This is a genomic window from Rhodospirillales bacterium, assembly GCA_016699855.1.
Lineage (GTDB): Bacteria > Pseudomonadota > Alphaproteobacteria > Reyranellales > Reyranellaceae.
The window spans coordinates 4604388-4616547 of the sequence record CP064988.1; the positions used below are offsets into that span (position 1 = coordinate 4604388).

Sequence of the window (12160 nt, forward strand, 5' to 3'; positions counted from 1 at the left end):
TCTCCAGCACCCGCGCGCCGTACCGACCAGAGTGAAGCCCCTCACCCCGGCCCTCTCCCCGCCCGCGCGGGGAGAGGGGGAGGAGACCATAATGATCAACTACGCAGTCGATTCCGACGGCATCGCCACGATCACGTGGGACATGCCCGGCCGCAGCATGAACGTGCTGAACGAAGGCTCGATGGCGGCGTTCGCCGACGCCGCGCGGAAGGCGGTCAAGGACCCCGCCGTGAAGGGCGTGATCCTGGCCTCGGCCAAGGCCGACTTCATCGCCGGCGCCGACCTCGAGATGCTGCTCAACGCCGACACGTCGGACGCCGCCAAGCTGATGGAGCAGTTCAGCCAGCTCCAGCGGATGTTCCGCGCCATGGAGACCGGCGGCAAGCCGTGGGTCGCGGCGATCAACGGCACGGCGCTGGGCGGCGGCTTCGAGATCTGCCTCGCCTGCCACTACCGCATCGCCGCCGACAACCCCAAGACCAAGATCGGCCAGCCCGAGGTCAAGCTCGGCCTGCTGCCGGGCGGCGGCGGCACGCAGCGCATCCCGCGGCTGGTCGGCGTGATGAACGCCGCGCCGGTCCTGCTCGAGGGCAAGGACCTGTCGGTGGCCGACGCCAAGGGCATGGGTCTGATCCACGAGGTGGTGCCGGCCGACAAGCTGCTGGCGCGCGCCAAGGAGTGGCTGATGGCGCCGGCCGGCGAGAAGGTGGTGCCGGCGTTCGCGGCCAAGGGCGCGCCGGCGATAGACGCCCGCGCGGTGCAGCCGTGGGACCGCCCCGGCTTCAAGACGCCGGGCTTCCCCGGCGGCCAGGTGTGGAGCCCGGCCGGCGTGCAGACCTTCATCGGCGGCAACGCCATGATCGCGGGCAAGACCAACGGCGTGTATCCGGCGCCGAAGGCGATCATGAGCTGCGTGTACGAGGGCCTCAACGTGCCGTTCGACACCGGCCTGAAGATCGAGACGCGCTACTTCGTGTCGCTGCTGCGCGATCCCGTCGCCAAGAGCATGATCCGCACGCTGTTCTTCGGCCTGCAGGAGGCCAACAAGCTGGCGCGCCGTCCCAAGGACGTGCCGAAGCAGGAGTACAAGCGCATCGGCGTGATCGGCGCCGGCCTGATGGGCGCGGGCGTGTGCAACGTCTCGGCGCGCGCCGGGCTGGAGGTCGTGCTCGTCGACCGCGACCAGGCGTCGGCCGACCGCGGCAAGGCGCATTGCCAGCAGGACCTCGAGAAGGACGCCTCGCGCGGCCGCCTGACGAAGGATAAGGCGGCCGAGATCCTCGGGCGCATCACGCCGACCGCCGACTACGGCGCGCTGGCGGGCTGCGACCTCGTGATCGAGGCGGTGTTCGAGAACCGCGACGTCAAGGCCGAGGCGACGAAGAAGGCCGAGGCGGCGCTGGCGCCGACCGCGATCTTCGCGTCCAACACCTCGACCCTGCCGATCACCGGCCTGGCCGAGGCCAGCGCGCGGCCCGCCAACTTCATCGGCCTGCATTTCTTCTCGCCGGTCGAGAAGATGCCGCTGGTCGAGATCATCGTCGGCAAGAAGACGTCGCAGGAGACGCTGGCGCGGGCGCTGGACTACGTCCAGAAGATCCGCAAGACGCCGATCGTGGTCAACGACAGCCGCGGCTTCTTCACCAGCCGGGTGTGCGGCGCCTTCATCAGCGAGGGCCACCGCATGCTGAAGGAGGGCATCCCCGCCGCGATGATCGAGAACTGCGCGCGCTTCGCCGGCATGCCGGTGGGCCCGCTGGCGCTCAACGACGAGGTCGCCATCGACCTGTCGTACAAGATCATGGACCAGACCCGGCGCGACGCCGCGGCGGCGGGCGAGAAGTACGAGGGCAGCGGCACCGAGGACATGCTCGAGCTGATGGTCAAGAAGCTGGAGCGCTTCGGCCGCAAGAACGGCAAGGGCTTCTACGAGTATCCGGCCGACGGCAAGAAGCGCCTGTGGCCGGAGCTGGCGTCGCATTTCCCGCCGCGCGAGGAGCTGGCGCACGGCGAGGGTCCGGCCAAGACCGCCGTCGCGGAGGAGGTCAAGAAGCGGCTGCTCTACGTCCAGGCGGTCGACACGGCGCGCTGCCTCGAGGCCAACGTGCTGACCGATCCGCGCGACGGCGACATCGGCTCGATCATGGGGCTGGGCTTCGCGCCGCAGACCGGCGGCGCCATCAGCTTGATCGACCAGGTCGGCGTCGTGAAGTTCGTCGCGGAGTGCGATTCGCTGGCGCAGAAATACGGCCAGCAGTTCGCCGTGCCGAAGATGCTGCGCGACATGGCCGCCAAGGGACAGAGCTTCTACGGCGCCAAGGCCAAGGCCGCCTGACGCGTCGAGCGTCCGGAACGGAGAAGGGCGGCCCGCGGGCCGCCCTTTTTCGTGGCCGGCTTCCGGGGTGACGCCGTCGCGCGGTGCGTGTTAGACCGCGTGCGACTAGAGGGAGCGTGCGGCCGAGACGAAGCCCCTCATCCGGCGCTACGCGCCACCTTCTCCCCTCCTGCGAGGGGAGAAGGGCACACCCCTTCTCCCCCGTCATTGGGCTCTCGGGCCCCGCGTTCGGCGCCATCTTCCAGAGCGGCATCAAGTCATCGGGCGTGACCTTCCCCGCCGGCACCTTCGTGAAATACGGCATCGAGTGCGAGATCGTCGCGCGCATCGCCAAGGAGGTGCCGGCGCGCGCCACGCCCTACGACGCGGAGTCGATCAAGCCCTACGTCGCGGCGCTGTACTGCGGCATGGAGGTGGTCGACAACCGCTTCGCCGATCTCGGCAAGACCGACGGCAAGAGCCGCGTCGCCGACGATTTCCTCCAGGGCGCCTGCATCGTCGGCCCGGAGATCAAGGACTGGGCCTCGCTCGACCTCGCCACGTTCCACGGCCGCTCGTCGCACGACGGCAAGGAGCTGGCCGCCGGACCCGGCGCCAACGTCATGGGCGGACCGCTGATCTCGCTGGCGTGGCTTGCAAACCAGCTTCCGGGGCACGGCAAGAAGCTGCGCGGCGGCGACATCGTGCTGACCGGCTCGACGCATCCGCCACAGATCCTCGCCGGCCCCGGCGTCGCGGTGTCGGAGTTCACCGGCGTCGGCGAGACGCGGGTGACGTTCCAGTAGCGCCGCGAAGGAGGAGACCGGCCATGACGACGGCCCACGATTTCGCCTTCAGCTCGATCGACGGCGCGCCGCTGCCGCTGCTGGACTACGCCGGCCGGCCGGTGCTGCTGGTCAACGTCGCCTCGGCCTGCGGGTTCACGCCGCAATACGCCGGGCTGCAGGAGCTGCACGCGAAGATGGGCGGGCCCGACGGCGTGGTCGTGCTCGGCGTGCCGTCGAACGATTTCGGCGCCCAGGAGCCGGGCGACGAGGGCGCCATCAAGAGCTTCTGCGAGACCAGCTTCGGCGTGACCTTCCCGATGACCGCCAAGCAGAAGGTGATCGGCGCCGACGCCCATCCGCTCTACCGCTGGATCGCCGCCGAGCTGGGCGAGGGCGGCGCGCCGAAATGGAACTTCCACAAATACCTGATCGACGGCGCCGGCCGCCTCGCCGGCGCGTGGTCCAGCCGCGTGGCGCCGATGTCGGACGAGATCGTGGCGGCCGTGCGCGCGGCGCCCAGGAGCTGAGGGCGGACCTACTCGCCACCGCCGTCGCTGCCGCCGCCACTATCGCCGCCGCTGTCGCTGTCGCCGCCGCCGCTGTCGTTGTTGCCGTCGCTCGAACCGGAGTCCGACGAGGCCGAGTCGAGCGCGTCGGAGAACGCCGAGTCGAGGACGCCGTCGAAGCCGCCGGGGTCGTCGAACGCCGACCAGCTGTCGGTGGACCCCGATCCGCCCTCGCCGTGGTCGCGTTCGTGGCCACGGGTCGCGGCGAAGGCGGCGATTCCCAGCGCCGCGAGCAGGGCGGCGTTGTGCGCGCTCCACGCCGGCCCGACGCCCATCGCGGTGGCGTAGGGACGCAGCGCCGCGAAGCGGCCGCGCGCGGCGTCGGCGCCGGCGGCGAGTTCCTCCGGCGGCGGCGTGGTGGTCTCGATGTAGGCGCGCATGCCGCCGGCGGCGTCGACGGCGGCCTGTCCCTCGTCGGTGAGGCGCGGCAGCCACGCGCGGCCGCAACCGGCGATGAACGCCATCGCCGCCACGAGCAGGATCGACGGGGTCGCATGCCCGTTGATGAGCAGCGCGGCCATGACGCCGACCATGCCGACGACCGGGAGGACGGCCACGACCGGCCGCGCCGGGGTGGCGCCGTCGGGCGCCAGCAGACGCGTCTGCGCGCCGGCGAACAGGGCGAGCAGGAACGCGCCGACGCCGCTGAACAGGATGATGGCGTCGTCGCCGTCGAAGCGCCGCCCGCCGGCGCCGCCGAACAGCGCCATCCACGCGCCGGCGCCGGCGGTCGCGAGCAGCGCCCATCGCACGGCGGGATAGCCGCGGTGGTACGTGGCGTTGAAGCGCGCGCGCAGCGCCCGCTCGTGCGCCTGGCGAGCGCGCTTGAGCCGGCGGCGCCCGGCGGCGTCCGATGCCGCGACCGTGAGCTCGGGCCCGTCCGCGAACAGCGCGGTGTATAGCGCCGCCTCGTCCTCGAGCGGCGGGGTGTCGGTGCGGCGCGTCCGCTTGATCGCGAAGGGCGAATCCGCGGCGCCGGTCCCGGTCGCGCGGAGGAAGCCCTGGCGCTCCAGGTTGGCGACCGCCGCCGTCAGCGCCGGCTTCGGATATCGCCGCGCCAGCGCGTAGGCCGCCATCGCGGGCGACAGATCGGGCGGCGGTGCCGCGACCAGCCCGCCGCCGCCGGGCCGCGGCCGCGGCGCGGCCGTCACCAGCGCGATGGCCGCGATCGCGACCAGCGCCGCGAGCAGGATCAGGGGCGTCATCTCCGGGGTCATCCGTCGCCTCCCGTGCCGGATCGCGGCGCGGCCCTACAGTAGCAGCGCCTGCCGCAGGTTGTCGCGCGCGGCGGGCTCGAAACCGTCGCGGAACCGCCGGGTCGCGAACAGCGCGGGCTTGTCCAGCATGCTCCGGTAGAACGCGTGGCGCGCGGTCCAGAACGCCTCGTCCGAGGCATGCAGGAAGCGGTACTCGCGGCGGATGTCCTCGCCGTGCGCGAGGAACGCGCGCCACGGCGCCGCCAGCCGCCACAGATCGAGGTCGCAGATCCGCGCGGCGCGGTCCGGTGGCGGCTCGGCGTGCGTGGTCGCGACGATGATCGCAGCGGCGTCCTCGAGCGTCGCGGCGGGGATCGCCGGGATCGCGCCGTCCTCGGCAAGAGCGAACGCGGTGGCGCGCATCAGCGTCGTGGACAGCGCCTCGTTCTGGCCCTTGGGCGCGCCCGGCACGTAGACGGCGTCGTGGAACAGCAGCGCGAGCTGCTCGGCGTCGTCGAGATCGGGCGTGTGGCGGCCGGCGAGGTCGATCAGCTCGTCGACGTGCCGGACGTCATGGTAGAAGCGGTGCGGCTGCCGGTAGTGTCCGCGCGCCGCGTCCAGGAGCGGGCCGTCGGCCAGAAGGCGCATCGCCACCTCCTATCCCGCGTCCCGCAGCCGCGCCACGACACCCGTGAACACCGCCCGGAACATCTCCGTCGTCAACCGGCCGGTGTTCGTGTTGTAGCGCGAGCAATGGTAGCTGTCGGCCAGCAGCTTGCCGTCCGGCAGGGCGTGGATGCGGGCATGGCCGAAAGGGAACGCCGACACCGGCTTGACGTCGAGGGTGCGCAGCGTCTGCTGGTGCGCGCCCAGTCCGAGCGCCACGACCACGCGCAGGTTGGGCATGGCGGCGATCTCCTCGCGCAGGAACGGCCGGCACTGGTTGAACTCCGCCGGCGTCGGCTTGTTCTCCGGCGGCACGCAGCGCACGGCGTTGGCGATGCGGCAATCCACCAATTCGAGGCCGTCGTCGGGCCGCGCGCCGTAGTCGCCGCGCGCCAGACCGAACTCGCGCAGCGTGGCGTAGAGCAGGTCGCCGGCGTAGTCGCCGGTGAACGGCCGGCCGGTGCGGTTGGCGCCGCGCAGCCCCGGCGCCAGGCCGACGATCAGCAGCCGCGACGACAGCGCGCCGAACGAGGGCACCGGCGCGTTGTGCCAGTCAGGGAATTTCGCGCGCTGTTCGCCGATGAACCCGGCCAGCCGCGGACAGCGCGCGCAGTCGCGCGGCGGCGGCGTGAAGGTCGGAGCGGGGGACGCCTGCGTCATCGGGGAACCATCGGGCACCGGGCCGAGAGTATCACGGACCGCCGGACGCCAACGTGAAAGGGGGCCGCGACGGCCCCCTTCGTGTCGAGGATGTCCGCGCGGCGTCTCAGGCCGAGCGCACCATCTGGTCGTCGTCGAGGTCGCTGTCGCGCGGCGCCGGCGCGGGACGCTGCGGACGCTCGGCGGGCGACCGGGCGATCAGCGGCGCCAGCTCGGCCAGCTCCACGAACTCGTCGGCCTGGCGGCGCAGCTCGTCGGCGACCATCGGCGGCGCCGACTTGATCGTGCTGACGACGGAGACGCGCAGACCGCGGCGCTGGACCGCCTCGACGAGACGGCGGAAATCGCCGTCGCCGGAGAACAGCACGGCGTGGTCGATGTGCTCCGACATCTCCAGCACGTCGATCGCCAGCTCGATGTCCATGTTGCCTTTGATCTTGCGGCGGCCCATGGCGTCGGTGAATTCCTTGGTCGGCTTGGTGACCATGGTGTACCCGTTGTAGTCCAGCCAATCGATCAGCGGGCGGATCGGGGAGTACTCCTGGTCCTCGACCAGCGCCGTGTAGTAGTAGGCGCGCACCAGCCGGCCGCGGTCGCGGAACACCTTGAGCAGCTTGCGGTAGTCGATGTCGAAGCCGAGGGCGCGGGCGGCCGAGTACAGGTTCGCGCCATCAATGAAGAGCGCGATACGCTCCTCACTGTAGAAATGGCTTTTCATTTTTCGTTATCCTTATGCCAGAGGGGGCCAAAATAGACGGCATCCGTTGACCGGACGTCCGCGAGTAATTGCACTTAACATTTACCTGTTTAGTCTAGGGCGGGTCCGCCGGGAGGGCAAGACCATCTACATATGGAATTTTTGACGGGCGCCGCCTACCAGCGATGCCTTCCGGAGGCACCCTTGGCGATCCATATCGGACTAGGCGCGAACCTCCGCCACCCACGCTTCGGCGACCCGGTCCGGACTCTCGGCGCGGCGTTGAGGCGTCTGGCCTACCTGGGCGTGCGGACCCGGAGGCGGTCGTCGTGGTACCGGTCGGCGCCCGTGCCGGCCTCCGACCAGCCTTGGTACGTCAACGCCGTCGCCGAGGTGTCGACCGGGCTGGGGCCCGAGGCGACGCTCGCGGCGCTGCACCGGGTCGAAGCCGAGTTCGGCCGTGTGCGGGAGGCGCGCAACGCTGCCAGATGGATCGATATCGATCTGATAGACTACGATAATATATTGATAAATAATGAGAATATATCGATTCCTCATCCACGATCGCATCTGCGGGCGTTCGTCCTTTTGCCGCTCGCCGAGTTGGTGCCGGCGTGGCGTCATCCCCGCACCGGGGACGCCATCGTGGATCTGATCGCGGCGCTGCCGCCGGATCAGCGGATCGAACGCCTCGCGCGATAAGCGCCGGAACGGCTTGCTTTTTCCGCGCCACGCTTGTATCTCCGCCCACCCCCTTCCGGAGGCCATCCATGGCGCGCGTCACCGTCGAGGACTGCATCGTGCAGGTCCCCAATCGTTTCGACCTCGTGATGCTCGCGGCGCAGCGCGCGCGCGACATCACCGCCGGCTCGACCCTGCTGGTCGACCGCGACCGCGACAAGAACCCGGTCGTCTCCTTGCGCGAGATCGCCGACAAGAAGCTCGACCTCGCCGTCCTCAAGGAGGCGATCATCAGCGGGCTCCAGAAGCACGCCGATATCGACCAGCCGGAGGAGGGCAACGAGATGCTCGAGCTCGAGGAGCATCTCGCGGCCACGCTGGCGCAGCAGGGCGCCGAGGCGGCCCAGCCGCGGCCGCTGCCGGCCGACGACTACGACGACACCGACCAGCCGTAGCGCCGCCGCGCGGCGCCCCGACGAAGGCCGGTCGATCGTTCGACCGGCCTTTTTCATGTCCGCGCGCCGCCGCGAGCCCCGCGGCGGGCGCCTTCGCCATGACGGCGCCACATGACGACGGCCCGATACGCGCGTTATAGTCTCCATCGGAGGGCGGTGCGGTCGCGATGATCCGGCAGTTCGAACTGGTCGAGCGCGTCAAATCCTACGATCCGAACGCGGACGAGGAACTGCTGAACCGCGCGTACGTCTACGGTTTGCGCAAACACGGCGCCCAGCGGCGGGCCTCGGGCGATCCCTATTTCTCGCACCCCGTCGAGGTCGCCGGCATCCTCGCCGACATGCGGCTCGATCGGAGTCCATCGTCACCGGCCTCCTGCACGACACGGTCGAGGACACCGACGCGACGCTGCTCGAGATCGAGTCGCTGTTCGGGCCGCGCATCGCCAAGCTGGTCGACGGCGTCACCAAGCTGTCGCGCCTGCAGCTCCAGTCCGACGACACCAAGCACGCGGAGAATTTCCGCAAGCTGTTCCTGGCGATGTCGGACGACATCCGGGTGTTGCTCGTCAAGCTGGCCGACCGCCTGCACAACATGCTGACGCTGCGCTTCATCAAGGACGCCGACAAGCGCCGCCGCATCGCGCGCGAGACGATGGACATCTACGCGCCGCTGGCCTCGCGCATCGGCATGGAGAACCTGCGCGACCAGCTTGAGGACCTGGCCTTCGCCGAGCTCAACGCCGAGGGCCGCGAGTCGGTCGTCACCCGGCTGCAGTTCCTGCGCGACCAGGGCCGCACGCTGGTGCCCGACATCTGCGACGAACTGCGCCGGGCGCTGGCCGACGCCGGCATAGACGCGGAGATCACCGGCCGCGAGAAGACGCCCTATTCGATCTGGCGCAAGATGCGCGGCAAGAACGTCTCGTTCGAGCAGCTCTCCGACATCATGGCCTTCCGCGTCGTGGTCGACGACGTGGCGAGGTGCTACGCCGCGCTCGGCGTGCTGCACGGCAAGTACCGGACGGTGCCGGACCGCTTCAAGGACTACATCTCCGTCGCCAAGCCCAACGGCTACCGCTCGCTGCACACCGGCGTGTACGGGCCGCGCAACCACCGCATCGAGGTCCAGATCCGCACGCGCGAGATGCACGACCTCGCCGAGCGCGGCGCGGCGGCGCACTGGGCGTACAAGGAGGGCGGCGACGGCACCGACGGGCGCCAGTACCGCTGGCTGCGCGACCTGCTGGAGATCCTCGAGAAGGCCTCGGGGCCGGAGGAGTTCCTCGAGCACACCAAGCTCGAGATGTTCCAGGACCAGGTGTTCTGCTTCACGCCCAAGGGCGAGCTGATCAACCTGCCGCGCGGGGCGACGCCGGTCGACTTCGCCTACGCCGTGCACTCCCAGGTCGGCGACACCTGCGTCGGCGCCAAGGTCAACGGCCGCCTGCTGCCCCTGCGCCACGTGCTGCAGAACGGCGACCAGGTCGAGATCGTGACGTCGAAGGCGCAGACGCCGTCGCCGACCTGGGAGCGCTTCGCCGTCACCGGCAAGGCGCGCGCCGCGATCCGCCGTTTCGTGCGCTCGAAGCAGCGCGAGCAGTACGTCAGCCTCGGCAAGTCGCTGCTGCACAAGACGTTCGACGAGGCCGGCGAGGCGCTGACCGAGAAGGGCCTCGGCCAGGTGCTGGCGAACTTCAAGCAGGGCTCGATCGAGGATCTGAACGCCGCGGTCGGCGCCGGCCTGGTGGCGGCGCGCGACGTGCTGCACGCGGTCTATCCGGGCCTGAGGTCGCGGCAGCAGAAGAGCGCCGAGATCGTGCCGCTGGCGCGCGCGCGCGCGCGGCTGCGCGACGGCGGCGAGGGCGCCGCCGCCGACGACCCCAGCATCGCCATCCGCGGCCTGATCCCCGGCATGGCGCTGCATTTCGCGCGCTGCTGTCATCCGCTGCCCGGCGATCGCATCGTCGGCATCATCACTACCGGCAAGGGCGTGACGATCCACACCATCGACTGCGAGACGCTGGAGAGCCTGGCGCACCAGCCCGAGCGCTGGATCGACGTCGGCTGGCAGGGCGCGTCCGATCCGAGCGGAAAATACGTCGGCCGTCTCAAGCTGACGGTCGAGAACCGGCCCGGCACGCTGTCGAGCCTGTCGACCGTGATCGCCCGCAACCAGGGCAACATCACAAACCTCAAGATCCTGAACCGCTCGTCGGACTATTTCGACATGCTGCTCGACATCGAGGTCGACGACGCGCGCCACCTCGCCGACATCACGGCGGCGCTGCGCGCCACCCCGGCGATCAACGCGGTCGAGCGCGCGCGGGCCTGACGCCGGCGACGCCTTCGACAATGCGGACAAATACGGCGGCGCGCGGGGACCGCGGCCGGCGTATCCTGCGCCCGATCGCGGCCGGTCCACGCGCCCGCGGCAAAGCAACGGACCAGCCATGAACGCGCGCCGCATCCGCCTGGGCATCAACATCGACCACGTCGCCACCGTGCGCAACGCGCGTGGCGGCCGACTGCCCGATCCGCTGCGCGCGGCGCGCATGGCCGAGGCGGCCGGCGCCGACGGCATCACCGCGCACCTGCGCGAGGACCGCCGGCACATCGTCGACGCCGACATCGAGCGGCTCGTGGCCGAGATCGCGCTGCCGCTGAATTTCGAGATGGCCGCGACGGCGGAGATGGTGGCGATCGCCGAGCGCCACCGGCCGCACGCCGCCTGCATCGTGCCGGAGAAGCGCGAGGAGCGGACGACGGAGGGCGGTCTCGACGCCGTCGGCCAGCACGACCACCTGAAGCCGATGGTGGCGCGGCTGCGCGACGCCGGCTGCCGCGTGTCGCTGTTCATCGAGCCCGACCGGCGCCAGCTCGCGGCGGCGGTGTCGCTGGGCGCGCCGGTGGTCGAGCTGCACACCGGCCGCTACTGCGAGCTGGAGGGCGCCGCGCGCGCGGCCGAGCTGGAGCGGCTGCGCGCCGCCGCCGCCGCCTGCGCGACGATGGGTCTGGAATGCCACATGGGCCACGGTCTGGCCTACGACAACGTCGGGCCGGTGGCGGCGATCCCGCAGGTGGTCGAGCTGAACATCGGCCATTTCCTGATCGGCGAGGCGATCTTCGTCGGCCTCGACGCCAGCATCCGCGAGATGCGGCGTTTGATGGACAAGGCGCGCGGCCTCGAGGCCTGACGCGGCGGGGTCGACCCGGGCGCGCGCGCTGGCTAGCATGCCGGCGGAAAGCGGCGCGGAGGAACGACGATGCGGGAAGTGACCACCGGCTACGGCCTGGTCGAAGGGCCGGTATGGGATCCGGCGCGCGGCCTCTATTTCAGCGACGTGATGAACGGCGGCGTGTTCCTGCTGGACCGCGCCGACAAGGTCTCGCTCGCGGTGCCGAAGCGGCGCGGCGTCGGCGGCATCGCGCTGCACGCCGCCGGCGGTCTCGTGCTCGGCGGCCGCGACGTCGTCCACGCGCCGCTCGACGGCGGCCCCGGCCGCACGCTGCTGGCGGCCGCGGACACGCCCGGCGGCATCGGCTTCAACGACCTCACGACCGACCGCGCCGGCCGCGTGTACGTCGGCTCGCTGGCGTTCCGCGTGTTCGGCGGCGAGGCGCCCAAGCCCGGCCACTTGCACGTCATCGACCTCGACGGCCGCGCGCGCACGATCTCCGACGGGGTGATGCTGACCAACGGGCTCGGCGTCTCGCCCGACGGGACCCGGCTCTACCATTCCGACGCGCGCGCCCACATCGTGCGCGTCTACGATGTCGGCGCCGACGGGTCGGTCGGTCCGTGGCGCGTCTTCGCCGATCTCGGCGAGGACCATGTGCCGGACGGGCTGAAGGTCGCGGCCGACGGCTCGGTCTGGGTGGCCGACGCGCATGGCGGCCGCGTCGCGGTGTATGGCGCCGACGGCGCGCACCGCATGGACCTGGCCGTGCCGCTGTCGATGGTGACCAGCGTGTGCTTCGCGGGCGACGATCTGCGCGACCTCTACGTCGTCACCGGCTCGCGCGGCGGCCCGCGCGAGAATTGCGGCACCGTGTTCCGCACGCGTGTCGACACGCCCGGTCTGGCGCTGGCGCCGGCGCGCGTCGCGCTGTCGTGAGCCGCCGTCCGGGCCGGTC

Annotated in this window: 11 protein-coding genes and 1 pseudogene; 8 read left to right on the top strand and 4 right to left on the bottom strand. The window is 71.0% G+C overall.

Going from position 1 to position 12160, the window contains the following annotated elements; translation table 11 throughout:
• Positions 1 to 91: 91 nt before the first annotated feature.
• From IPK81_21765 to IPK81_21775, 3 genes are all read left to right on the top strand, one after another.
• The gene (locus IPK81_21765; GenBank protein QQS12112.1) at positions 92 to 2335 is read left to right on the top strand and encodes an enoyl-CoA hydratase/isomerase family protein; all 2244 of its coding nucleotides are present in this window, start codon (positions 92 to 94) and stop codon (positions 2333 to 2335) included.
• Between the two features lie 266 nt (positions 2336 to 2601).
• Positions 2602 to 3120 carry a fumarylacetoacetate hydrolase family protein gene (locus IPK81_21770; GenBank protein QQS12113.1) on the top strand — a complete coding sequence of 173 codons (519 nt, stop codon included), beginning with the start codon at positions 2602 to 2604 and terminating at the stop codon, positions 3118 to 3120.
• A gap of 23 nt (positions 3121 to 3143) precedes the next feature.
• Complete coding sequence (locus IPK81_21775) at positions 3144 to 3629, top strand: glutathione peroxidase (GenBank protein ID QQS12114.1); 486 nt, start codon at positions 3144 to 3146, stop codon at positions 3627 to 3629.
• An 8-nt stretch (positions 3630 to 3637) separates the two neighbouring features.
• Here IPK81_21775 and IPK81_21780 read toward each other — a convergent pair whose 3' ends face one another.
• The 4 genes from IPK81_21780 to IPK81_21795 form a co-directional block, all read right to left on the bottom strand.
• A complete protein-coding gene (locus IPK81_21780; protein ID QQS12115.1) occupies positions 3638 to 4885 on the bottom strand; it encodes a DUF2207 domain-containing protein in 1248 nt (415 codons plus the stop codon).
• A gap of 33 nt (positions 4886 to 4918) precedes the next feature.
• Positions 4919 to 5512 (bottom strand): hypothetical protein, encoded by a 594-nt coding sequence (locus IPK81_21785; GenBank protein QQS12116.1) that lies wholly within the window; start codon positions 5510 to 5512, stop codon positions 4919 to 4921.
• Between the two features lie 9 nt (positions 5513 to 5521).
• On the bottom strand, positions 5522 to 6190 hold the full coding sequence (locus tag IPK81_21790) for a uracil-DNA glycosylase (GenBank protein ID QQS12117.1): 669 nt from the start codon (positions 6188 to 6190) through the stop codon (positions 5522 to 5524).
• A 106-nt stretch (positions 6191 to 6296) separates the two neighbouring features.
• On the bottom strand, positions 6297 to 6908 hold the full coding sequence (locus tag IPK81_21795) for an NYN domain-containing protein (GenBank protein ID QQS12118.1): 612 nt from the start codon (positions 6906 to 6908) through the stop codon (positions 6297 to 6299).
• Positions 6909 to 7040: 132 nt separating this feature from the next.
• Here IPK81_21795 and folK point away from each other — a divergent pair, with 132 nt between their 5' ends.
• From folK to IPK81_21820, 5 genes and pseudogenes are all read left to right on the top strand, one after another.
• A complete protein-coding gene (gene folK, locus IPK81_21800) occupies positions 7041 to 7589 on the top strand; it encodes a 2-amino-4-hydroxy-6-hydroxymethyldihydropteridine diphosphokinase (protein QQS12119.1) in 549 nt (182 codons plus the stop codon).
• Positions 7590 to 7657: 68 nt separating this feature from the next.
• Positions 7658 to 8023: a DNA-directed RNA polymerase subunit omega gene (locus IPK81_21805; protein QQS12120.1), complete on the top strand. Its 366-nt coding sequence runs from the start codon at positions 7658 to 7660 to the stop codon at positions 8021 to 8023.
• A gap of 167 nt (positions 8024 to 8190) precedes the next feature.
• Positions 8191 to 10358 (top strand): annotated as a pseudogene (locus tag IPK81_21810) (bifunctional (p)ppGpp synthetase/guanosine-3',5'-bis(diphosphate) 3'-pyrophosphohydrolase).
• 118 nt (positions 10359 to 10476) lie between these two features.
• Complete coding sequence (locus tag IPK81_21815) at positions 10477 to 11220, top strand: pyridoxine 5'-phosphate synthase (protein QQS12121.1); 744 nt, start codon at positions 10477 to 10479, stop codon at positions 11218 to 11220.
• A 69-nt stretch (positions 11221 to 11289) separates the two neighbouring features.
• Positions 11290 to 12141: an SMP-30/gluconolactonase/LRE family protein gene (locus tag IPK81_21820; protein QQS12122.1), complete on the top strand. Its 852-nt coding sequence runs from the start codon at positions 11290 to 11292 to the stop codon at positions 12139 to 12141.
• Positions 12142 to 12160 lie beyond the last annotated feature (19 nt).

What these genes read in the sequence shown, in the direction of transcription:
- IPK81_21765 (QQS12112.1), top strand. Translation starts at nt 92, where the DNA reads ATGATCAACTACGCAGTCGATTCCGACGGCATCGCCACGATCACGTGG.
- IPK81_21775 (QQS12114.1), top strand. Translation starts at nt 3,144, where the DNA reads ATGACGACGGCCCACGATTTCGCCTTCAGCTCGATCGACGGCGCGCCG.
- IPK81_21780 (QQS12115.1), bottom strand. Translation starts at nt 4,885, where the DNA reads ATGACCCCGGAGATGACGCCCCTGATCCTGCTCGCGGCGCTGGTCGCG.
- IPK81_21785 (QQS12116.1), bottom strand. Translation starts at nt 5,512, where the DNA reads ATGCGCCTTCTGGCCGACGGCCCGCTCCTGGACGCGGCGCGCGGACAC.
- IPK81_21790 (QQS12117.1), bottom strand. Translation starts at nt 6,190, where the DNA reads ATGACGCAGGCGTCCCCCGCTCCGACCTTCACGCCGCCGCCGCGCGAC.
- IPK81_21795 (QQS12118.1), bottom strand. Translation starts at nt 6,908, where the DNA reads ATGAAAAGCCATTTCTACAGTGAGGAGCGTATCGCGCTCTTCATTGAT.
- folK (QQS12119.1), top strand. Translation starts at nt 7,041, where the DNA reads ATGGAATTTTTGACGGGCGCCGCCTACCAGCGATGCCTTCCGGAGGCA.
- IPK81_21805 (QQS12120.1), top strand. Translation starts at nt 7,658, where the DNA reads ATGGCGCGCGTCACCGTCGAGGACTGCATCGTGCAGGTCCCCAATCGT.
- IPK81_21815 (QQS12121.1), top strand. Translation starts at nt 10,477, where the DNA reads ATGAACGCGCGCCGCATCCGCCTGGGCATCAACATCGACCACGTCGCC.
- IPK81_21820 (QQS12122.1), top strand. Translation starts at nt 11,290, where the DNA reads ATGCGGGAAGTGACCACCGGCTACGGCCTGGTCGAAGGGCCGGTATGG.